This is a genomic window from Acinetobacter sp. BSP-28 (assembly GCF_044130285.1).
Taxonomy (GTDB): Bacteria; Pseudomonadota; Gammaproteobacteria; order Pseudomonadales; family Moraxellaceae; genus Acinetobacter.
The window spans coordinates 1-23,691 of sequence record NZ_JBIQOB010000028.1; the positions used below are offsets into that span (position 1 = coordinate 1).

Here is a 23,691-nt window from a genome sequence, read left to right on the forward strand (position 1 = left end):
CAGAGCGGTTTAATGCACCGGTCTTGAAAACCGACGAGGGTGCGAGTCCTCCGTGAGTTCGAATCTCACCGCTTCCGCCAAATTCAAAAGCCCCTGTGAAAACAGGGGCTTTTTTAATGTCTGTACTTTTTATCTGAGAATACGACTTTAAAAAATTGCTCTTAAAAAAGCGTAAATTATTGAATTTTTAATTTGATCTGTACTCCATAAATCACTTTGTAATATGCCTAAATGTAAGTATTTAAATCATGTGATTTAAACTTTATTCACAAATTGAAGCCAGTCATTATTTTCTGTTTTTCATACTAAAAAAGTAAAACTATAAAATCCGATAAATGACTGATGTTTTAGCGCATGAATTATGCATGCGCAGGGTATGCCTTTACCTTTAGCGGTATGGGCACACGCGCAGGGGCGAGTTATTCCTATCTGCATTATTGACCAATACAGCCGAAGTTCTGTTTACTCTGCAATATGACCATAAACAGCTGGAAGACCACATCAACCTGAATCAATATTTTAAACACCTAATGTGTGCGATTATGAATCGAGCCAGTTTGCAGGGGCAACTGGATATTATGCGACGGCTGAACTTAGACAACGCTTGTTTGCCGATGCACAAAATCAAGTCGCTGGAAAAGTCTTTGTGGATACGGCAGAAGTCACCCTGAATGCAGAAAAATGGGTAGGTGTGACTGGAGAAAATATGGCGAGGCTTAGCAGTGCCGGACTGGGCTTGAGCTGGAGTAGTGCGTGGAATATTCAGACCAATGCCGAAGTGGCTTTTCCGGTTGGGAATACGCCAAGTCAGCTGGATGACCGGGATGATCACCAATATTGGCTCAGTATCCGTAAATATTTCTGACGAGATATAACTGAATTTACCGTATGGGGGAATCAATATTGTAAATTCAGCAAAAAGTTATACAAAAGAAGCGTTATAAAGGCCCTTACGACTGAGTAGGGGCCTTTTTTATATCTGAGGAAAAATAGTAAATATGATAGTTATAAGCTCAATCCATGTATGTTAGAAGAATATTGATAGATAATAAGGCTCTATAGATTTTACTTTACTGCAATCTGTAATTGCTGCTGCATCCAGTCGACAAATTTTTGAATCAGAGGCGAGCTTTCCTGGCTAGAATGCACCAGATAATAGGCGCGCCGACCTTCCAGTTTTTTAGTAGAGGCGATCACCAATTTTTTTTCCTGTAATTCCTGTTCGATCAGCATTTGAGGAATCAGTGCCATGCCCATGCCATGATTGGCCGCAACCGCCAGCATGGAAAAAAGTTCATGCCGTTGTCCTTCAAAGGGATTAGCATGCTTGATCTGATGATGGGCAAACCACTCTTCCCAAATACTGGGGCGGGTGGTTTGCTGTAATAAAGGCAGCTGTACCAGTTGCTCTGCATTCAGGTCAAAACTGATCTCATTCACCATTTTGGCAGCAGGAAAATACTTACCAATTAGGGCAGGTGAACACACTGGGACGACATCTTCATGCATTAAATAATGGGTTTGCGTGCCGGGCCAGTGCTCAATCTGCTGCGGTGTGCCGGCATAAATGGCAGCATCAAAAATGTTTTCATTAAATAAAAAAGGCTTGGTACTGGTTTCCAGATGCACGGTAATTTCAGGATGAAGAGCATTGAAACGATGCAATTTAGGCAATAACCAGCGGGTGGCAAAGGTCGGAACCACGCCTAATTTTAGCGTACCACCTAATCCTTTATGCGACATGATATCCAGTGTGCTTTGTTCAAGACCGCTTAAATAAGGCTTGATGGTTTTATAATATTGCTGCCCGGCATGGGTCAGTTCTACCCCATGACGGGTACGGGTAAATAAACTGACCCCCAGAAATTCTTCCAGCTGCTGGATTTGCCTAGAAACGGCACTTTGGGTGATAAACAGTTCCTGAGATGCATGGGTATAACTGGCATATTTTGCAGCCGATTCAAAACAGAGCAAACTCTGGAGTGAGGGAATACTTCGACGCATCGATAAGTCCTTTTATCTGGCAGATATTTCAAAATGACATAATTTAAACAGCAACCTATTCGACTTTAGTCTTAAAAATGATTTCAGGGTTCGATTTGAGTGCTTGTATCAGCCCGGAAAAATAACCATCAACCATTCAATTATGTGTAAATGGAATATCTGCATGCAAATTTATCGTTTGAAAGATTTTGAGATCAAACATAGCATCGAATCAAACAACGAAAACTGATCTTAAGCAGAGGAAGCGATGAATCAAATGGTGAATACTAAAAAAACGCAGAAGGCGCGGTTCAATTGGCAAGATCCATTTTTACTGGAACAGCAACTGACTGAAGAAGAGCGCATGATTCGTGATACGGCTCATGATTACTGTCAGGACAAATTACAGCCGCGTGTGCTGGAACAGTTCCGCCATGAAAAAACCGATCCGGCCATTTTCCGTGAAATGGGTGAGCTTGGCTTGCTTGGCCCAACCATTCCAGAACAATACGGCGGCGCAGGCTTAAACTATGTCAGCTATGGTCTGGTGGCACGTGAAATTGAATATGTCGATTCAGGCTACCGTTCTATGGCCAGTGTACAAAGTTCACTGGTGATGGTGCCAATCAATGAATTTGGTTCAGAAGAGCAAAAACAGAAGTACTTGCCCAAACTGGCAACCGGTGAATACATTGGCTGTTTCGGTTTAACTGAACCGGATCACGGTTCTGACCCGGGCAGCATGATTAGCCGTGCTAAAAAAGTGGACGGCGGTTATCGCTTAACCGGGGCAAAAATGTGGATTACCAACAGTCCAATTGCGGATGTGTTTGTGGTCTGGGCCAAAGAAGTATCACCAGAGGGCAATGTCGGTGATATCCGTGGTTTTATTCTGGAGAAAGGCTGGGAAGGGCTATCTGCACCGGCTATTCACGGTAAAGTCGGTTTGCGTGCTTCGATTACTGGTGAAATCGTGATGGACAATGTTTTTGTTCCTGAAGAAAATGCCTTTCCTGAAGTGCGGGGCTTAAAAGGGCCATTTACCTGCCTGAACAGCGCACGTTACGGAATTGCCTGGGGGGCGATGGGCGCGGCAGAATTCTGCTGGCATACGGCACATCAATACACCATGGATCGCAAACAATTCGGTCGTCCACTGGCAGCCAATCAGCTGATTCAGAAGAAACTGGCTGATATGCAAACTGAAATTGCCTTGGGGTTGCAGGCGGCACTACGTTTTGGCCGCATGAAAGATGAAGGCATTGCGGCAGTTGAGGGCACCTCTTTAATCAAGCGCAATAACTGCGGTAAGGCTTTGGATATTGCCCGCGTAGCGCGTGACATGATGGGCGGCAACGGCATCAGCGACGAATTTGGCGTGGCGCGTCATCTGGTCAATCTGGAAGTAGTCAATACCTATGAAGGTACCCATGATGTACATGCCTTGATTCTGGGGCGTGCGCAAACCGGTATCGCTGCATTTTGTAACTAATTCATTTTAAAAAATAAGGATGCTCATTCGTGAGCATCCTGGAGATTTTTGTCTCAAAAAATTAATAAATAACTGATATACATAAAGGATTCATCGTGAAACATTCTTGTAAAGCTCTGTATTTGCAAGCCTAAGTTCTAAAGATGTGATGATAAAAACAATAAAGAACAGTTTCAGGCAAATGTAGAGACATAGGACTGCCGATGACTCATTTGGGAAAATGAGGTAAATGGATATGAAAAACGAAATACAACATGGCGCAGGAGCGCTGAAACTGCCAAGCAATGTAGGCACCATGCACCGCATTAATGGCAATACATGGAAACTGGCATTTATCTTTGCCTTTGTATCGCTGGTGATTGATGGCGTTGACATTATGTTGCTGTCATTTAGCTTGACCAGTCTTAAAGCTGAGTTTGGTCTGTCTTCTTTTCAGGCAGGTATGTTAGGTAGTTCATCACTTGCGGGTATGGCCTTAGGGGGTATTACCGGCGGCTGGGCTTGTGACAAGTTTGGGCGGGTTAAAACCATTGCCTGGTCAGTGGTGTTCTTCTCGATCATGACCTGTATTCTGGGTTTTACTCAAAGTTATGAACAGTTCATGATTTTACGTTTTATCGGTGCGTTTGGCTTGGGTTCGCTGTATATGGCATGTAATACCTTAATGGCTGAATATGTACCGACGAAATACCGTACCACAGTGCTGGGCACGCTTCAGACAGGTCAAACCATTGGTTATATTGTGGCTACATTATTGGCGGGTGCGATCATTCCAGATCATGGCTGGCGTATGCTGTTTTATGTGACCATTGTTCCTGCTGCTTTTGCCTTGATCTTTATGCGTTTTGTCCCAGAACCTGCATCTTGGCAAGAAGCAAAAATTGAGCAGATTAAACGCCGTGAGCTAAAACTGGATGCAGCACCACAAGTCCAGGTATCTCAATCAGCACCCTCTGAAAGTATTTACAAACGTATTTTTGGGCACACTAACCACCGCAAAATGTTCCTGCTTTGGATGTCTACCGCAGCTTTCCTGCAGTTCGGTTACTATGGTGTAAACAACTGGATGCCGACTTATCTGGAAACAGAATTGAACATGAATTTTAAAGCGATGACGGGCTACATGGTTGGTGCCTATACCGCAATGATTCTGGGTAAAATTCTGGCAGGTTATGCTGCTGATAAATTTGGCCGTCGCATGACCTTTGTATTCGGTACAGTGGCTACTGCAGCGTTCCTGCCGATTATCATCTTCTATAACACGCCAACCAATATTGCATATTTACTGATTACCTTTGGCTTCTTATACGGTATTCCATACGGTGTAAATGCCACCTATATGGCGGAAAGCTTCTCGACCGATGTCCGTGGTACGGCGATTGGCGGTGCATACAACATGGGCCGTTTAGGTGCCGCAATTGCACCTGCAACCATTGGTTTTATTGCTGCCGGTGGTTCGTTCACCATGGCCTTTATTGTGATGGGTGCTGCTTACTTTATTGCCGGTGTCATTCCAGGTTTATTTATCCGTGAACGTCAGTACGACCCACAGCAGGCAACACTGTCGACTGAAGAGCAGGCAGAGGAAAAGTTAGAACATTTGGCTACTCATACAGAGGATTCAGTCAAAGCCTCAGGTTCAAAAACTGCGACTGCGAAATAAAAAGATAAAACTGCCATGACGATGCACAAGATCTCATGGCAGAGAAGGAGTAAGAAAATGGGTGCATTACAGGGAATTCGGGTTTTAGATTTAAGCCGTGTGCTGGCGGGTCCGTGGTGTGGACAGATTCTGGCGGATTTGGGCGCTGAAGTGATTAAAATTGAACGTCCACAAGTGGGTGATGATACCCGTATGTGGGGACCACCTTGGATGCCAGATCAACAGGGCAATGCCACGCGTGAGTCGGGCTATTTCCAATGTGCCAACCGCAATAAATACTCAGTGGCTGTCGATATCGCGTCAATTCAAGGACAGGAGATTATTCGGGACATTGCCAAAACCGTCGATGTGGTGATTGAAAACTACAAAGCTGGCTCGCTGGTCAAATATGGACTGGATTATGCAACACTCAGTGCGTTAAATCCGAATCTGGTGTATTGCTCGATTACCGGTTTTGGACAGGATGGGCCAAGAGCAGAAGAACCTGGTTATGATTTTATCATTCAGGGTATGTCTGGCCTGATGAGCATCACCGGTGAAAAAGATGGCGAGCCGGGAGCCGGTGCGCAGAAAGTGGGTGTAGCTGTGGTCGATATTCAAACCGGTCTGTATTCCACCATTGCCATTCAGGCCGCTTTGCTGGCCCGTCAGCATACGGGTCGTGGACAATATATTGATATGTCATTGCTCGATGTACAGGTCGCTACGCTGGCCAATCAGGGTATGAATTATCTTACTTCAGGTCAGGCCCCGAAGCGCATGGGAAATAACCATCCCAATATTGTTCCGTATCAAACCTTTAAGGCCAAAGATAAGGAATTTATTATTGCCTGTGGCAATGACAAACAGTTTAAAGATTTGTGTATTGCCATTGGCTTGCCTGAACTGCTGGAAGATGCAAAATTTCAGCGCAATCAGGACCGGGTCAAGCATCGTGATGAGCTGATTCCCTTATTGTCAGAATATTTTCTGTCGAAAAATGCCAAGGATTGGGTCGAGGCCATTCATGCGGTTAAAGTGCCTGTTGGTGTGATCAATTCAATTGAAGATGCTCTGGCCGAGCCACAAATTCAGCATCGTGAAATGGTGGTGAATATTCCGCACAGTTTGAATGAGAACTTTAAAGTGATTGCTTCTCCAATCAAGCTTTCGGATACACCGGTACAATACCGTCATGCACCGCCACAACTGGGGGAACATACCCAGCACATCCTCTCGCAGTTTAAATCGCGTGATGAATTACAGCTGTTAAAAGCCCAAGGCATTATTGATGGTGAAGTGGCTTAATCTGCCTGATTAAAGTTTAATTGGTTCCTGTTTTGACCGGATTTTGGGTAAATTCGGTCTTTTTTTTATCGAGTTGATTTATTGGTCAACCTTGTTCTCTTACATAGTCAGATTTCGCTACAGGCGTTATCATAGCGGTCTTCAAGTCATTGGAACGCACTATGAAAATCGTTGCAGATGAAAATCTGGCATTTACTGAATATTTCTTTGCCGATTTTGGCGAAATTCAGCAGGCTGCAGGGCGTACTTTAAGCCATGCGGATGTGCAAGATGCAGAAGCGTTACTGGTGCGTTCTGTGACCCAAGTCAATGCACAGCTGGTTCAGGACACAAAATTAAAATTTGTCGGCAGTGCGACCATTGGCACCGATCATCTGGATATTGCTGCTTTAGAACAACAACACATTTCCTGGTCAAATGCTGCCGGCTGCAATGCACAAGCAGTTGCGGAATATGTAATTACCACTTTATTACATTTAAAACCTGAACTGATGGATGCCAATGACAACTTTACTTTAGGCATTGTCGGCTTGGGCAACGTCGGTTCACGTCTGGCTGTTATGGCCAAACTGCTGGGCTGGAATGTGATTGGCTATGATCCCTTTATACAGCGTGAACATGTGCAGCAGGTTGAGTGGGAAGAATTGTTGAAAACAGCCGATGCCATTTCTACCCATGTACCCTTAACTAAAACAGGCAATCATCCGACTTACCATCTCATCAATGCTGAAGCTTTGGCACAGATGAAGCCTGAAGCAATTTTAATTAATTCGGCACGAGGACCGGTGGTAGAAGAGTCGGCTTTAATTGCCGATATTCAACAGACACAGCGTTCCGTGGTTCTCGATGTCTTTGAGCACGAACCTGAAATTTCAGAACAACTGTTAAATCTGATTACTTTGGTGACGCCACATATTGCCGGTTATAGTCTGGAAGGCAAGGCCCGCGGTACGCAAATGATCTACGATGCTTTCTGCCATACCTTTCGTTATCCAGCGACAAAGCAATTTGAAACGCAGTTGCCGGTCTGTGAGCAATATTTTAAAGAACGTGATTTAAAGGCTGTGTTAAAACAATATTTAAGCCAAATTTACGATATCAGCCGTGATGATGCAAACTTACGTGGCTGCTTAAAAGACGGCAAGGTTGATCAAAAAGCCTTTGATTATCTACGTAAAACTTATCCGCTACGCCGTGAATGGGCAGCACATGGAGGGCCGAAGGCATGAGTAAAACTATATCTTATCAACCGACTTGTGACCTAAAGGCCATGCAGGCACGTGCCAAAATGTATGCACAGATCCGTCAGTTCTTTGCTGAACGTGAGGTACTGGAAGTCGAAACACCCATCTTGTCACAAGCCGGGGTCACGGATGTGCATCTGGCCTCCATACAGGCGCAGCGACATCTTCAAGGCAAACAGCGAACCCATTACCTGCAAACTTCACCTGAATTTGCCATGAAGCGCTTGCTGGCCAGTGGTAGCGGTCCAATCTATCAAATTTGCAAAGTTTTTCGCGATGATGAGCACGGGCGTAAACACAATAGCGAGTTCACCATGCTGGAGTGGTATCGTCCCGGATTTAGTCTGAAAGATTTGATGTTTGAAGTGACCGATTTGCTCAATGTCACCTTAAAGCAGCGTTTTGGTGAGCTTCGTCCAACGATCCTCAGCTATAAACACGCCTTTATGGATCGTCTGAATATCAATCCCTTACAAGCCAGCTTAAAAGAATTGAAAGATTGCTGTAATCGGGTTGGGCTAAATCTGGACCTGGGTGATGACCGTTTGGGTTATATCGATTTGCTCTTTTCGCATTTTGTCGAACCGAGTCTGGGTTTTGACACGCCGGTATTTTTAACCGATTTTCCAGCTGAACTGGCATCTTTGGCGAAAACCCGAATCGATGAAGATGGCGAACTGGTGGCTGCTCGTTTCGAGCTGTATATTGAAGGTCTGGAACTGGCGAATGCCTATGATGAGCTGATTGATGCAGAAGTGTTGCGTTCACGTTTTGAAGAGGATAATGCTGAACGTGCGAAACTGGGCTTAGATGTCATGCCAATCGATGAATATCTGCTGGCAGCTTTATCTCAGATGCCAGAATGTTCAGGCATTGCTTTGGGGATTGACCGTTTGCTGATGGTCGCGACTGAGCAAATGAAACTTGAAAAAGTGATTACTTTCCCGGCGGATATTTCTTAAGTTGCTTTGGGTTCCTTCTCCCAAAGGGAGAAGGTTAGGAAGAGGGTAGTCAAAGATAAAAAAGCACCCTTCGGTGCTTTTTTAATTTATTGTACTGTAACAACCTGCCGCGCTTTCAATTCTGCAATGGCTTGAATGCGACGCTCAATCAACATTTCACCAATATCAGGTCCCTGAATATCAGGCGGTAAATCCTGAGCCTTGATATTACGCACCACCTCCATTGCCTCAAGTATATAAGCAGCCTGAGGATAGTCACGATCTTCCAGCCCTAAACGACCACGAGAATCACATTCACAAGCCTGTATAAATGCTTCGACACGTTCAGGACGGCGCAGCACATCCAGACGTTGCAATAAACGCCATAAGGTGCCCGGTTTCAGGCTTAAAGCCTGATGGCATTTTAAATGTTCTTTACAGACTGCAATGGCCAGCTGTTTGGTATTGGTTGGCACTTTAAGGCGATCACAGATTTCATTCACCGGTTTGACCCCGCGTTCTTCATGCATGATATGGCGTGGTAATTCATCTGCTGGTGTCAAGGCCTTGCCCAAGTCGTGAACCAGCACTGCAAAGCGGACATCTAAAGAATAGTTGGCTTTACAGGCCTGTTGTAATGACATCATGGTATGAATGCCACTGTCAATTTCCGGATGATATTCAGGGCGCTGTGGAATACCGTATAAAGCATCCAGTTCCGGGAATAGCACCTTTAACGCACCACAGGCACGTAAAATGGTAAAATATTCATCGGCATGATCTTCCATCAGCGCACGGGAAGTTTCTTTCCAGACACGTTCCTGGATTAGCGCATTGAGTTCACCTGATTCCACCAATTGTTTCATTAAGGTGAGGGTTTCTTCTGCCACGCTAAAGCCTAAACTTTTATAGCGTGCAGCAAAGCGCGCGATGCGCAGAACACGGAGTGGATCTTCAACAAAGGCATCGGATACATGGCGTAAAATGCGTTGTTCCAAGTCCTGTTGACCCGCATAAGGATCATAGATATTGCCTTCATTGTCCATGGCCATGGCATTGATGGTCAGGTCACGACGAATCAGATCATCTTCAAGACTAACGCTCGGATCGGTATGAAATTCAAAGCCATGATAGCCACGACCTGATTTGCGTTCAGTCCGTGCCAAGGCATATTCTTCTTTTGTTTCTGGGTGTAAAAAAACAGGGAAATCCTTACCCACTGGCTGATAACCCTGAGCAAGAAGTTGTTCCGGTGTTGCACCGACCACAACATAATCTTTTTCGTGATAGGGGTGCCCGAGCAAGTGATCTCGAACCGCACCGCCTACTAAATAAACTTGCATGAAAAAACCTCTATTCTTCAAGCAATCATGCTACAGAATAGAGGTTTTCTCAAGTCACAAAATGTGATCTAGCTGACTAAATTAAAGTGCTAACTTTTCGTTTTCCTGAATTTCAGCAACAGTTAATGCAGTCATATTCACCAAACGACGTGTAGTCGTAGTTGGTGTCAAAATGTGAACAGGTTTAGCTGCACCCAACAGGATAGGGCCAATAGTCACGTTATTACCTGAAGTTGATTTCAACAGGTTAAACGAAATGTTGGCTGCATCCAGATTTGGCATAATCAGCAAGTTTGCAGAACCTTTGAAACGCGAATTCGGGAATGCGAATTGACGGATGTTTTCGTCAAGTGCCGCATCACCGTGCATTTCACCTTCAACTTCCAGTTCAGGCGCAGTTTTAGACAAGATGTCATATACTTTACGCATTTTTTGCGCGCTTAAGTCATCTTGGTCGCTACCGAAACTTGAGTGAGAAAGAAGTGCGATGCGTGGTGTTACACCAAAACGACGTACTTCTTCAGCAGCCAGAATCGTCATTTCAGCCAACTGTTCAGCGGTCGGGTTGCGGTTGATGTATGTATCGGCGATGAATAGGTTACGGTCTTCAAGCATTAATGCATTGAGCGTGAAGAATGTGTTATGACCTTCTTTCTTGCCAATGATGTTGCTTACGAAGTCCAAGTGGATGTCATAGCTAGAATACGTACCACACAGCATACCGTCAGCATGACCATGTTTAACCAGCATAGATGCGATTAAGGTAGAACGGCGACGTGCTTCACGTTGTGCATATTCTGGTGTTACACCTTTACGTTGCATGATGCTGTAGTAGTCATCAGCAAACATTTCGTAATGTGGGTTCTTTTCTTGGTCGATGATTGTGATGTTTACACCATCTTCAAGACGTAGACCTAATTTCTTAATGTTTGCTTCAATCACTGCAGGGCGACCTACAAGGATTGGTTTCGCCAAACCTTCATCCACCGCAATTTGTACTGCACGAAGAACACGCAGGTCTTCACCTTCAGCATAGGCAATACGCTTAGGATCAGTTTTTGCCTGAGCAAAAATCGGTTTCATCATGAATGCTGAGTTATAGACAAACTCAGACAGACGTTGACGGTATGCAGAAAAATCTTTGATTGGACGTGTTGCTACGCCAGAATCCATCGCTGCTTGAGCAATTGCAGGCGCAATTTCAAGAATCAAGCGTTGATCGAGTGGACGCGGAATCAAATAGTCACGACCAAATGAAGCTGATTTTTCACCATAAGATGCTGCATCTGCTTCAACATGTGCCATGCGAGCAATCGCGTGTACACAGGCAATCTTCATTTCTTCATTGATAGTGGTTGCGCCAACGTCTAATGCACCACGGAAGATATAAGGGAAGCAAAGTGCGTTATTTACCTGGTTTGGATAGTCTGAACGACCAGTTGCCATGATTACGTCATCACGAACTTCATGTGCATGTTCAGGCAGAATTTCTGGATCCGGGTTTGCCAAGGCAAAGATGATTGGATTGGCAGCCATGGTTTTCACCATCTCTTTGGTCAAAATACCCGCAGCTGAGAGACCCAAGAACATATCAGCACCTTCAAGTACTTCACCAAGCTGAGTAGCGGTGATGTCTTGCACGTAGGCTTTTTTAGATTCATCCAGACCTTCACGCTGAGTGGTTAAGAGACCACGTGAATCGGCAACGATGATGTTCTCTTTTTTAGCACCCAAGGCACAAAGAAGGTTTAAACAAGACAGCGCTGCAGCACCCGCACCTGACGCCACAATCTTGATTTCTTCAATTTTTTTGCCGTTGAACTGCAATGCATTCAGAAGAGCAGCACCCACGATAATAGACGTACCGTGCTGGTCATCATGGAACACAGGAATGTTCATGCGTTCACGCAGTTTTTGCTCGATATAGAAACATTCTGGCGCCTTGATATCTTCAAGGTTAATACCACCAAAAGTAGGTTCCAGAGCAGCAACGATGTCGACAATTTTGTCAGGGTCATTTTCATCAATTTCAATATCGAATACATCGACGCCGGCAAATTTTTTGAACAGTACGCCTTTACCTTCCATCACAGGTTTAGAGGCTAGCGGGCCAATGTTACCTAATCCCAGAACAGCTGTACCATTACTGACCACGGCCACAAGGTTACCACGAGCCGTATAAAGGGCAGCAGTTGAAGGATCACGTTCAATCTCTAAACATGGTGCTGCAACACCTGGAGAGTAGGCAAGCGCTAAGTCACGTTGATTGACCAGTTGCTTGCTAGGCGTGACGCTGATTTTTCCTGGTGTTGGGAATTCGTGATAATACAATGCCTGTTGTTTTAAAGATTGATCTTCCATCTGTATCTCGTTTGTTACTGGAGTAATTCAGCAAAGCTGCTGGTTTTCTGCTTGGTTGCATCGAATATAACATTTGTTGCGACCTTATCACAGTCGCGGATGTGTCTTTTTCAGGCAAAGTTGGGGGAAGAAAGGTTGACTTATATCAAGAAGGTATAAGTCGGTGCTGTTCCAGGTATGTCGTTGCTTCTTTTTCAGGGAGCGGCTTGGAAAAGAGGAAACCTTGAGCAATATCACATTCCAGATCTTGCAGGTACTGAAGCTGTTGCTTGGTTTCAATGCCTTCTGCAACCACCATCATACCCATGGCTTTGCCCATGGCAATCATGGCACTGACAATGGCTTCCTGTTTGTTTTCTCCGATTTTGGATACAAAACTTCGATCTATTTTAAGTATATCAATCGGGAAATCGGCAAGATAAGACAGGGAAGAGTAGCCTGTACCAAAATCATCTAGCGAGATGTGGATTTTACGTTTTTTAATTTCATTCAACAGGTTTTTGACCGTGACTGAATTTTCCAGTAACGATGATTCGGTAATTTCAAGTTCCAGGCTCGAACCACAAATGTCATAGCATTGGATAGCTTGATCTAAGTCTTCCAGCAATCGTCCACGTTGCAATTGCTGTGCAACTACATTAACCGATACACATATATTGTCAAAGCCAATATTGTTCCAGTAACGGATTTGTTTAGCGGTTTGTTGTATCACAATTCGGCCAATATCCGAGATCAGACTGGTTTGTTCGGCTAGAGGAATAAACAGGTTGGGTGGAATAATGCCCTTGGTTGGGTGGTTCCAGCGCACCAAAGCCTCAAAGCCATAGATGTTCTGGTCACTAAAATTAATTTTTGGCTGATAGTACACCACCAGTTCATTATTGTTTATTGCATAGCGTAAATCACGCTCCAGATAAATCCCTTGTTCCAGTAAAGCGGTATTTTTATTGGAATAATAACAAATGGTATTGCCACCTAAGTTTTTGGCTTCGGTTAAGGCCTGTTCTGCACAGCTATTGAGATAATCCAGTTGTCGGCCATTTTCTGGATAAAATGCAATACCAATAGACAGGGTGATGATATGATCCTGCCCCAAAATGTTAAACGGCAATGAAAAAGCTTTAGTAATACGTTCACAATGCTGCTGAATGGATGGGCGAATAGGTGAAATTTCATAGACAATGGCAAAATCATCGCCATTCAAATGTGCTACAAATAATGCTTCGGCATTGGTCAGTCGCAGTCTTTGTGCCACCTGGCGTAACAGCTCGTCGCCACCACTATTACTCAGGAACTCATTTAAAGGTCTGAAACGGTCGATGTTTAAACGAATAACAGCCAATTGCTTAATCGAGTCCTTTTTACTGACTAAGTATTGATGTAATTGATAGTTGTAATAAAAACGGTTCGGCAAGTCAGTTAAAGGATCGTAATTCTCTAAATAAGACAGGCGTTGCTCTTGTAATTTACGTTCAGTTAAATCAGAAACAATCCCGATATAATGGGTGACACGGTTTTTTTCATCGGTAATAGCATTAATGCGCAACCAGATGGTCAGTTCTTTACCGGAAAGGAATTTTTCCTGCAGTTCACCATCATACTCACCCATTTTTTCCAGCTGCTGAATAATCGAGTAGTGGCTGTTTCTTTGTTGTGACTTATGGTTGGCCGTAATATCAAATAAGTTTTTTCCAATAATTTGTTGGTGTGAAAAACCGGTTAACTGTTCATAGAATGGATTGATGTCGATATAGCAGAACTGTTCATCCAGAATAAAAATTCCTTCTGCAGCTTGTTGCAGCACGCTGGCAGCCAGTTTTAAACGTTCCTGATCGGTCCGTTCCTGATGAATGTCGCGACGGATACCCACCATGCGCAGGGGTTTTTTATTAACCGGATCACGAGCAATGACCCGACCAATATCATGTACCCATTTCCACTTGCCGCTGCTATTTTGAATGCGATAGCTAGCTTCATAAAGTGGTGAATAGCCACGTAAATGTTGTGTCATTGCAGTCTTGAAGGTATGGACATCATCAGGGTGAATAATGTTTTGTAGCTGATGATGATGCTGTTTGTACGGTTTGAGCGTCTTTCTTTGTTTAGAGTCGGTGATTAAAATTTCACGGTCTTTGATATTCCAGTCCCAAGGTCGGAGTCCGGCAATTTCATGAGCCAAGACCAGATTCTGTTGCTGATTTTCCAAATCGGCATTCATTTTGGCCATATCAAAAGTTCTTTAACTTTCTGTTCAAGCAGCTGATTATTTAATTGTAATTGCAGCTCAATATCTTTCGATTTATTAATTTCAGTTTGTAATTGTTTGCATAATTCATCCGTCCATAGCACCTGTTGTTTGGCATCTTCAACCAAACGATTATTCTTTGAATAAAGTGCGGAAATACGCTGATGAATACGCGATGTGATATTGGCACATAATAAAATGACAATCAGGGCAAAATTAATGGTGAGATGGAATAAATGATTCGATGTTTCTGTGCTGATAAATTGTGAAGCCAGATAAGGAAAAATAGCAGGTATAAACGTCAGACAGAAATAAGTTAAGCGCTGGGTTAAAAAGGTGAGTGCAAATGCCTGACTCACAATCAGCAATAGTGCTGATAAAATTAAGGCATAAACATGACTAAAAGCAGGGTTGTATATAGGTAGATAGTAGTAAATAAGGCCTATGCCTGAAGCAATACAGCTACCAATAACTAAACTCTGAATTTGTAGCCAACGATGCGCATGATGTAAGGCAAATTGATTAGGCTTAAAATAAACACTGTTAATCAGCAAACACAGGCAACACAAGAGTTCCGTGCCTATAAACCAAAGGTTGAAATAGAAAGAAGGTTTTGCATAATAAAATTGGTAAATGCCATAAACATATGCCGATACAATCAAAATACTGACAATAAAAAAGCGGCTAAGTCGAACCGTATTGTTAATTTGTGCAGCACTCACATGCTGTTTAATATACTCGTCTTGAATATCTGACATATAAGCAAAAACCTTATTATTGTTTTGCGATAAATTACTTTTTAAATATTGATTGTGTTTAAAATAACTAAATTGTATTTCAAATATACATTTATATCCTCAAATCAAGATTAATAATGTTATTTGAAAAAATCAATCTAATCTGGGGTTATTCATCCAAATTCTGATGAACTATACAGTTAAGTTGTAGTTTAAAATGGATAAAGCAACAATTGGGGCAGTTTCTGTTCGTAACACACGATTGCCGATACACCAATTTATAAAGCCTGCATTGTTGGATAATTGTATTTCAGCTTCACTTAAACCGCCTTCAGGTCCAATCAGTAAGGCAATATCCGAGGTAGCAGCAGCAAGCACATCGACCTGATCTTTATTGGGAGCAAGTACCAGCTTTGTTGCAGGTAATTTGCTTGCCAGCCAGTCCTGCAAAGATACAGGTGCCAAAACTTCGGGAACTTTGTTCATACCACATTGTTCGCAAGCAGCGATGGCAATGCCTTGCCAGTGATCTATTTTCTTTTGATCACGATCATATTTAAGGCGCATTTCACAGCGTTCAGAGGTAAGCAGTTGGATTTTGGAGACACCCAATTCTGTCGCTTTTTGAATGGCATAATCCATACGGTCACCTTTACTCATCACTTGTCCAAGTAATGTCGTAAAAGCTGGGGTGCGGTCATCTGGATTGAAGGAGTCGACAGAAACACTGGCTGATTTTTTTGCTACTTCAATCAGCGTAACTTCGTATTCACCACCTTGTCCATTAAACAAGGTGGCTTTTTCTCCAACTTGAGCACGTAAGACTTTAACCCAATGATGAAAAACTGTTTCAGTCAATTCAACAGATGTATTTTCGGCTAAATCAGCTTCAATAAAAAAACGAGGCATTCAGGTCTTACTCTCAAACAGGGATTTAATGACTTATGCTAAACCGAGGTCTAGTACAAGTTGACGTGTTGGATCTGTCGTGTTCATGGTGTAGAAGTGCAAGCTCGGTGCACCGCCCGCAAGCAGACGTTCACACAATTTCACCACAACTTCATGACCAAAGGCTTTGATGCTGGCAGTGTCATCACCATAAGTGGCCAATTGCTTGCGAATCCAGCGCGGGATTTCTGCACCAGTACCATCTGCGAAGCGAATCAAATTGCTTGCATTGGTAATTGGCATAATGCCCGGAGCAACCGGAATGTTCACACCTTCTTTCTGAATGCGATCTACAAAATAGAAATAGGCATCCGGATTAAAGAAGAACTGGGTTAAAGCGGCATTGGCACCGGCATTGGCTTTTTCGACAAAGTGTTGAATGTCTTTATCAAAATTTTCTGCCTGTGGATGCATTTCAGGGTAAGCAGCAACTTCAATTTGGAAGTGATCGCCTGAATGTTCGCGGATAAAACGAACCAGGTCTTGTGCATAAGGCAATTCACCCAAACCCACCTGACCTGAAGGTAAGTCACCACGAAGCGCAACAATACGGTCGATGCCTTGCGACTTGTATAAATCAAGCAATTCGGCAATACGTGCTTTGTCATCACCGATACAAGACAGGTGAGGGGCAACTGGTGTGCCTTTACCATTGAAGTCATTGATTGCTGCAAGTGTGCGTTCACGGGTAGAACCACCGGCACCATAAGTCACTGAAAAGAATTCAGGATTTAACAGTTGTAATTCTTTATGAACAACACGAAGTTTTTCCGCACCGACATCAGTTTTGGTCGGGAAAAACTCAAAAGAAATTGGCATACGTTTGGTCATTTTTCAAATCCTTTTTATCCATACTTATAATTTAACCTCTCCCTAACTCTCTCCTGAAAGGAGAGGGAACTTTCATATTTAAATAAGTTAAGTGAAAATTCCTTTCTCCCTCTGGGAGAAGGCTAGGATGAGGGAAAAATAAAACTTAGTATTTATAAGTCTCAGATTTGAATGGACCTTCAACAGCTACACCTAAGTAATCCGCTTGTTCTTGAGTCAATTGAGTCAAGACACCGCCGAAACCAGCAACCATTGCCGCAGCAACTTCTTCATCTAATTTCTTAGGAAGTAGTTCTACACGAATCGCAGCCTGTTTTTGTTCTTCAGGAAGATCAGCAAATTTTTCAGCGAACAAGTGCATTTGCCCCAATACCTGGTTAGCAAATGAACCGTCCATTACGCGTGATGGGTGACCAGTTGCATTACCAAGGTTAACCAAACGGCCTTCAGAAAGCAGGATTAAATAATCGTTTTCATTTTCTGAACGATACACTTGGTGTACTTGAGGTTTAACTTCAACCCATTTGTAGCCACGTAAGTAATTGGTATCGATTTCAGTGTCAAAGTGCCCGATGTTACAAACCACTGAACCTGCTTTTAATGTATCTAACATTGCAGAGTCACATACGTGGTAGTTACCCGTAGTGGTTACGATCAGGTCGGTATTTTGAAGAAGGTCAAGGTTGATGTCTTCTTTCTTGCCAGTTTGTACGCCATTTTTGTATGGAGATACAACTTCGTAACCATCCATACATGCTTGCATTGCACAGATTGGATCGATTTCAGTTACGCGAACAATCATCCCTTCTTGACGAAGTGATTGAGCAGAACCTTTACCTACGTCACCGTAACCAATCACAAGGGCACGACGACCAGACATCAACATGTCAGTACCACGTTTGATGGCATCGTTTAGAGAGTGGCGGCAACCGTACTTGTTGTCGTTTTTAGACTTGGTTACTGAGTCGTTTACGTTGATTGCAGGAACTTTTAAAGTACCGTCACGTAACATTTCATAAAGACGTTGAACACCAGTGGTGGTTTCTTCAGTCACACCGTGGATTTTAGCAATCAGTTCAGGATATTTTTCGTGAACAAGAGCAGTCAAGTCACCGCCATCATCCAGAATCATGTTGGCATCCCAAGGTTTGCCATTTACATTGATTTGCTGTTCAAGACACCACATGTATTCTTCTTCAGTTTCACCTTTCCAGGCAAAAACAGGAATACCACGAGCAGCAATTGCAGCAGCAGCGTGGTCTTGAGTAGAGAAGATGTTGCAAGAAGTCCAGCGAACTTCAGCGCCCAATTCAACTAGAGTTTCAATTAAAACTGCAGTTTGAATGGTCATGTGAATACAGCCGAGAATTTTCGCGCCTGCAAGTGGTTTTGCTGCTGAGTAGCGTTTACGTAAACCAATTAGCGCTGGCATTTCTGCTTCAGCAAGTTTGATTTCTTTACGGCCGTAGTCAGCTAGGGAAATATCTGCAACTTTATAATCTGTAAATGAAGCATTAACCGCGTTCATCAGGATCTCCTAGAGAAAAAATAGATTGGATCGTTCTGTTCGCGGATGCCGTTTTTGGTTCAAAAGAGTATTTAAACCGATCGTCGAGCCTGGCGCTTTTACATTTCGTACCTGTAAAACGTCGCAGCATCCCTCGACTAGCGGGCTATTGTACTTGGAAATTGATTCTGTTCCAATCTGAAATTGATTATTATCAGCACAATCATATTTTGGGTGAAAATTATGGCTTTGGAAATGCCTGAAGAATTAGCGAATCTGGAAGCAAACGGCGGTATCTATGCTGTATGGATGTTGCTGCAACATTTAGGTATCGATGCCGATATTCAGCAACTTGTAGATGTATGTGGATATGATGCTGAAAATGGCACCACAACCATAGGTCTTGCTGTGGGATTAAAAAAGTTTGGTTTTAATGTTCAATTTTATACCGGTCATGACCCTGATCTTCAGGAGAATGAGAAACTCAGTTATAAAGAAGCTGAACAACTCAATTTGCCCATTCTCCCAGCGTTAAATTATAGGCAAATCCAGCAAGCCTTTGAGCAAAATAAATTTGTGATTGTCTATTACGACACTTTAGAAAACGTGGGTAATCACTCACTTGTTTATGATGTCAATGAGCAGGAAATTTGTTTCTTTGACAGTTTCGATCCGATGCCTTCGGCTATATTTGAACAACAACGAAAAGCGGAAGGGATTTGTCAGCAAGTGATTGTTGTTGACGCAAATGATTATATCGAGCGTTAATGTTTAAAACTGTATAAAACAAAAGCCCATCATTTGACGGGCTTTTTAATCCAATTATTGTTCAGCAGCTTGTGCTTTATCAGACCAATAATCTGCTTGTTCTTCGTTAATATCGACACCTAAACCATGTTCATAGATGCAGGCCAAATCACGCATGGCCTGAACTTCACCCCATTCAGCAGCCTGTTTGACCAAAGAAACAGACTTGGCGACATCTTTCTCAATCACATCACCACGGCGATAATAGCCTGCCAGTTCCAAGGTGGCAGCAGGGTGCTTTTGCATATTGGCTTTACTTAACCAGTAATAGCCGAGTTCAAAGTGTGCTTTGGATTCTTCCGGGTCTTCTTCCGCCAAATCTTTGGCATATACGGTATAACCTTCGCCCAGCCAATACATCGCTTCGACATTGCCATTTTCAGCGGCTTTTAGTGCCCATTCTTCAGCAAGTGCAATGTCGTCGTCATTTTCACTTTGCATATACAGTTCAGCAACTTCAAATTGAGCTTCGGCATTGCCAGCAATTGCGCGATTAATCAAAGCTGTTGGGATGGAAACAGGAGTAGACATATCAAAATACCAAAAAATTTTATATAGCCTAAAAGGAATGAAATAAAAAAGCCAATCTGAAGACTGGCTTTTATTTTAAAGCAGCTATTTTGAACATTTTATATCAACAGCAGGGCACTACTGAGAACTAAAACTATGATCAGACCAGCAATAATTTTCCAAAAATGCTGGGCAATATAGCTCGTACATAAGCCAGCAAATAATGCGGCAATCGTTAAAGCACCAAACCAATAACTGATGTTGTTACTTGGTGTGCCTAAAGATAGACAGATCATTAAAGTGAGTATCAGTAAACACCAACCGACCAAAGTGGCTAAACGTGTTTTACTTTGAGTCAATTCATGTTGAAAGAATTGCTTTTGATGCTTTGACATGCTGCTGGCTAATGCAAAAAAGCCTAAACTGTTCAGAGACCAAATTAGAAGAAAGAAGATCATGTTGTAGTCTCCTTCACAGGACGGGCTTTCTTAACAGGCAATCCTTGATGCTTTTTCACTTTGTAGAGTGAATAGGCAAATAGAGCTGCCAAAAGCCACATAGCTAAATCAAATGATGCAATGACCCATTGACCATGTGCGATGCTGTTCCACAGCGCTTGCCCGCCTGTCATAAAGTTCACGATTGGCAGTAAGGCAAAAACAATAGTGGCAAATGCCAGTAACTCTAACCAGGCTTGGCGGTGAGTGCGGAACATCGCATAAATGAATGTCATTAGCCAAACGATAAAGAAGCTGCGAATTTCCCAGTTTGAGCGCATTTCCATCTCTGCTGGAATAAAACGGTTGGCATAGAAAAATGCTGCACAGGCAATCGGTAAACCAATAATTGCCGCAATGTTGGTCACTTCAACAGTGCGGTAACCCAAAGATTTAAAGCCTTGTTTTTGCTGCTGTGGCGCACGTTTAACACACCATAAAATCAGACCAGTCGCCACCATTAATGTGCCCACAATCCCTGAAATAAATAATAGCCATCGCAGGGCTAAATCGACACCGCGTGCTTCATGCAGAGTGGTGACCACGTTGTAAATACCCATTGGTACGGATGGATGTTTTAATTTTGCACTGTCATCAGTGAGGTTTTTACCTGTGACGCCATCAAATTGCATGCTGGCATAGACGTTACGGTAAGCCACGCTTTCGCCGTGCAGGGCACGCAGTTCAATTTTGGCTTGGTCGGTATTTGGTGCAATAATGTTGATGGTACTGATTGGATTGGTTTTCCATTCAGCTTGTACCGCGGTCACAATTGGCGCAAGGTCGGTGAGTGGTGCGGCAACTGCCGGTTTTTCTTCACGTTTGACTTTACGTTCACCACGACCTTCACCGTGACTTTCGCCCGTATTTCCACGTGCTTGCTGCATGCCATGCTGTTGAGCTTGCTCAGCCTTTTCACCACGTTCAGAACGCTCTTCATTAGATGCTTTACCATCACGAGATTCAGATTTATTTTCCTGAACTAAAGCGCGGTTTTGTTCTTGCAAGAATTGACCACGGTTTTCATAAATCCGTTCAATTCCCCAAGGCATAAGGGTAAACAGCAGCAGTAATAAGCCACTCAAGGTAATCATGATGTGGAAGGGAAGTGCAAAAACAGCTGTTGCATTATGCGCATCTAGCCATGAACGCTGACCTTTGCCGGAGCGGAAGGTAAAGAAATCTTTAAAGATTTTTTTATGGGTAATCACACCACTGATGATCGCAACCAACATGAGCAGTGTTGCGATACCGACAAACCAGCGTGTCCACATGCGTGGCATGCCATAGAGCTCAAAATGGAAACGATACAGGAAACTGCCTCCTCGAGTTTCTCGCGCTTCAAGCACTTCACCAGTTGCGCTATCTAAAGTGATACGTTTGCCACCACGGCGTGCACGCAGGTCTTCTCCTTGTTCACGTACAGTAATTTGTGTAAAGTTCTGGCGTGAATTTGGCAACTGTATATTCCAGCTGCCTGCATCCGGATGGTTCTTTTGTAAATAGGCGAGTGCAACTCGGGTTTGTTGAAGCTGTGATGCAGGGGGGACAGATTGATGAAATTCAGGTTTCATCCAAGTGGTAATTTCATTTTGGAAAAAACTTAAAGTTCCCGTTAGAAAAATGGCATATAGCAGCCAGCCTAAAATAAGACTCGCCCAGGTATGCAGCCAAGACATCGATTGGCGTGGACCTTCTACTTTTGCATCTACGCGCATATCAAATTCCTAGCATTTTATAAACGATGTACAGACATACAGTCGGGATTAAAATCCCCAGCGTTGCTTTACTGGTTTTATTCACCATAAAAACCCAGATAAATGCACAGGCCCACAGTAAGAACGCAATGAGAGTGGCGCTCATGGCTGCACTGCCGCGATCTTCTTTGAAAAGGTCTGCAATGACCATTGCAGATGGCATCGCGAGCACATAACCACCAACCATTGCCAAGGCAAAGCGGTAGAAAATCATGAAGCGGTAAATTAATACAGAAGATGTTGCTTTGGTGGTTTTGGGCGTTGAAGTAGTGACGTTTGTCACGACAGCCTCAGGTGGGGAGCTGTTCATCATCGGCTAAATATCTGGAAATGTTTAAAGTTAATATAAATGATAGCAATTATCATTAACTATTAGAACGGGTGTGAGAGTATTTTTTTTGATTTAGTTCAATATTTTTAAGGTTTTATCCTTGAAGATGAGATAAAGCAGGGAATGGCAGATGAATGCTCTGTTTTATTATTTTGGGTATCCCCCCAAAAAAACAGCGACCGAAGTCGCTGTTTTTAGTTCAAAAGACCTTAAGCCTCTTGTTGAATACCGGCAACTAACCAGTCCTGGTTAGAACCCGCAGGTTTTACAAAATGCCAAACTTCTGCAAAAGGTTGTGGCAAGCTGTTTAAGTCTTCGCTTACTGTACCGGTAAAACGAACACTTACAACATATTGGCCATTTTCAGTTGCAGAATCGACCACCATTGCATTCAGGTTAGAGAACTCGGCAACGTCCTGGTCTTGGTTCGCCATAATGTCGTTATACATAGACTGATACAAATCAGGCGTTAAATAACGTTGAATTTCAGCAATGTTGCTTGCTGTATTCATGGACTGAATATGGTTAAAGCGTTGACGGGCAACACGCAAGAATGCAGCAGGTTCGGTGCCATCTGGCAATTGGTTGCCGCTTTGTGTTGACGCTGCACCAAAAGGCGCTTGAGTTGCTGCACCTGCAGAACCACCTACAGACTGACCAAAAATATTGGTGCTGTCATTTGAAGTACGTGGTGCTGCATTTTGTTGACCAAACGGCGCTGTGTTTCCAGCATTGTTTGGTGCATAAGGATTATTGGCTGCTAATTTTTTTTTTGCTCCGAATTTACGGAACAAGAAGAATGCCGCTGCTGCTGCCAGAAGAATCCAGATCCAGCCCGGAATTCCGCCTTTTTCTTCCTCTTGCTGAGCTTGTGCTTCACTTGCAGCTTTATCATCTGCTAAAGCATTAGCTGCAACTGCACCAACTGCAGCACCAGCAACACCAGCAGCAACCATTTTACCTACACCTGAACCAGATTTTTGTTGGGCAGGAGCAACAGGTTGTTGAACAGGAGTAGCTTGACGCGGTTGTTGGTAAGATTGGGTTGGAGCAGCAGAACGAGTCATGCCATGGCTTTTACCACCACCTGCACGTTTCGCTTCGGCCATCGGTGCAACCACCAAAGCTGCCATTAAAATACCGGCCATCAAACCACGCTGTCGAACTTCCATCGATTTTTCCTAAATAAAAAAATAAATTATAGCCC

Annotated in this window: 18 protein-coding genes and 1 pseudogene; 7 read left to right on the forward strand and 12 right to left on the reverse strand. The window is 43.3% G+C overall.

Features of this window, described 5'->3' with window-relative positions; translation table 11 throughout:
• Positions 1–532: 532 nt before the first annotated feature.
• The gene (locus tag ACE01R_RS15730) at positions 533–865 is read left to right on the forward strand and encodes a BamA/TamA family outer membrane protein (RefSeq protein WP_395552462.1); all 333 of its coding nucleotides are present in this window, start codon (positions 533–535) and stop codon (positions 863–865) included.
• A gap of 200 nt (positions 866–1,065) precedes the next feature.
• Here the strand turns inward: ACE01R_RS15730 and ACE01R_RS15735 are convergent, their stop codons facing one another.
• Positions 1,066–2,004, reverse strand: coding sequence for a LysR substrate-binding domain-containing protein (locus ACE01R_RS15735; RefSeq protein WP_395552463.1), 939 nt, complete (start codon positions 2,002–2,004; stop codon positions 1,066–1,068).
• 247 nt (positions 2,005–2,251) lie between these two features.
• Between ACE01R_RS15735 and ACE01R_RS15740 the strand changes: the two genes are divergently transcribed.
• The 5 genes from ACE01R_RS15740 to epmA all read left to right on the forward strand — a co-directional run bounded on the left by ACE01R_RS15740 (position 2,252) and on the right by epmA (position 8,631).
• Entirely contained in the window at positions 2,252–3,475 is a 1,224-nt protein-coding gene (locus ACE01R_RS15740; RefSeq protein ID WP_395552464.1) for an acyl-CoA dehydrogenase, read from the forward strand.
• A gap of 235 nt (positions 3,476–3,710) precedes the next feature.
• Positions 3,711–5,138, forward strand: a complete 1,428-nt coding sequence (locus ACE01R_RS15745) for an MFS transporter (protein WP_395552465.1) — start codon at positions 3,711–3,713, stop codon at positions 5,136–5,138.
• Between the two features lie 57 nt (positions 5,139–5,195).
• Positions 5,196–6,425 carry a CaiB/BaiF CoA transferase family protein gene (locus tag ACE01R_RS15750; protein WP_395552466.1) on the forward strand — a complete coding sequence of 410 codons (1,230 nt, stop codon included), beginning with the start codon at positions 5,196–5,198 and terminating at the stop codon, positions 6,423–6,425.
• Positions 6,426–6,586: 161 nt separating this feature from the next.
• Positions 6,587–7,654 (forward strand): 4-phosphoerythronate dehydrogenase, encoded by a 1,068-nt coding sequence (locus ACE01R_RS15755; RefSeq protein ID WP_395552467.1) that lies wholly within the window; start codon positions 6,587–6,589, stop codon positions 7,652–7,654.
• On the forward strand, positions 7,651–8,631 hold the full coding sequence (gene epmA, locus ACE01R_RS15760) for an EF-P lysine aminoacylase EpmA (protein WP_395552468.1): 981 nt from the start codon (positions 7,651–7,653) through the stop codon (positions 8,629–8,631). The genes ACE01R_RS15755 and epmA overlap by 4 nt, the downstream gene beginning before the upstream one ends.
• Positions 8,632–8,717: 86 nt before the next feature.
• Here the strand turns inward: epmA and ACE01R_RS15765 are convergent, their stop codons facing one another.
• The 6 genes and pseudogenes from ACE01R_RS15765 to ahcY all read right to left on the reverse strand — a co-directional run bounded on the left by ACE01R_RS15765 (position 8,718) and on the right by ahcY (position 18,603).
• Positions 8,718–9,953, reverse strand: a complete 1,236-nt coding sequence (locus ACE01R_RS15765) for a multifunctional CCA addition/repair protein (protein ID WP_395552469.1) — start codon at positions 9,951–9,953, stop codon at positions 8,718–8,720.
• Between the two features lie 81 nt (positions 9,954–10,034).
• Positions 10,035–12,314 (reverse strand): NADP-dependent malic enzyme, encoded by a 2,280-nt coding sequence (locus ACE01R_RS15770; protein WP_395552470.1) that lies wholly within the window; start codon positions 12,312–12,314, stop codon positions 10,035–10,037.
• Between the two features lie 145 nt (positions 12,315–12,459).
• Positions 12,460–15,317 (reverse strand): annotated as a pseudogene (locus ACE01R_RS15775) (EAL domain-containing protein).
• 171 nt (positions 15,318–15,488) lie between these two features.
• Positions 15,489–16,205, reverse strand: coding sequence for a 16S rRNA (uracil(1498)-N(3))-methyltransferase (locus tag ACE01R_RS15780; RefSeq protein ID WP_395552471.1), 717 nt, complete (start codon positions 16,203–16,205; stop codon positions 15,489–15,491).
• A gap of 33 nt (positions 16,206–16,238) precedes the next feature.
• Positions 16,239–17,075: a methylenetetrahydrofolate reductase [NAD(P)H] gene (metF, locus tag ACE01R_RS15785; protein WP_395552472.1), complete on the reverse strand. Its 837-nt coding sequence runs from the start codon at positions 17,073–17,075 to the stop codon at positions 16,239–16,241.
• A gap of 145 nt (positions 17,076–17,220) precedes the next feature.
• A complete protein-coding gene (gene ahcY, locus ACE01R_RS15790) occupies positions 17,221–18,603 on the reverse strand; it encodes an adenosylhomocysteinase (protein ID WP_395552473.1) in 1,383 nt (460 codons plus the stop codon).
• Between the two features lie 222 nt (positions 18,604–18,825).
• On the opposite strand from ahcY, the gene ACE01R_RS15795 reads away from it, so the two are divergent.
• Positions 18,826–19,350: a cysteine peptidase family C39 domain-containing protein gene (locus tag ACE01R_RS15795; RefSeq protein WP_395552474.1), complete on the forward strand. Its 525-nt coding sequence runs from the start codon at positions 18,826–18,828 to the stop codon at positions 19,348–19,350.
• A gap of 54 nt (positions 19,351–19,404) precedes the next feature.
• On the opposite strand, the gene ACE01R_RS15800 is transcribed toward ACE01R_RS15795, so the two are convergent.
• The 5 genes from ACE01R_RS15800 to ACE01R_RS15820 form a co-directional block, all read right to left on the reverse strand.
• Positions 19,405–19,920, reverse strand: coding sequence for a tetratricopeptide repeat protein (locus tag ACE01R_RS15800; protein ID WP_395552475.1), 516 nt, complete (start codon positions 19,918–19,920; stop codon positions 19,405–19,407).
• Positions 19,921–20,018: 98 nt separating this feature from the next.
• A complete protein-coding gene (locus tag ACE01R_RS15805) occupies positions 20,019–20,357 on the reverse strand; it encodes a DUF3325 domain-containing protein (RefSeq protein ID WP_395552476.1) in 339 nt (112 codons plus the stop codon).
• Positions 20,354–22,114, reverse strand: coding sequence for a PepSY-associated TM helix domain-containing protein (locus tag ACE01R_RS15810; RefSeq protein ID WP_395552477.1), 1,761 nt, complete (start codon positions 22,112–22,114; stop codon positions 20,354–20,356). The genes ACE01R_RS15805 and ACE01R_RS15810 overlap by 4 nt, the downstream gene beginning before the upstream one ends.
• Position 22,115: 1 nt before the next feature.
• Positions 22,116–22,463: a hypothetical protein gene (locus tag ACE01R_RS15815; RefSeq protein WP_395552489.1), complete on the reverse strand. Its 348-nt coding sequence runs from the start codon at positions 22,461–22,463 to the stop codon at positions 22,116–22,118.
• Positions 22,464–22,693: 230 nt separating this feature from the next.
• Positions 22,694–23,656 (reverse strand): Tim44 domain-containing protein, encoded by a 963-nt coding sequence (locus ACE01R_RS15820; RefSeq protein WP_395552478.1) that lies wholly within the window; start codon positions 23,654–23,656, stop codon positions 22,694–22,696.
• Positions 23,657–23,691: the final 35 nt, after the last annotated feature.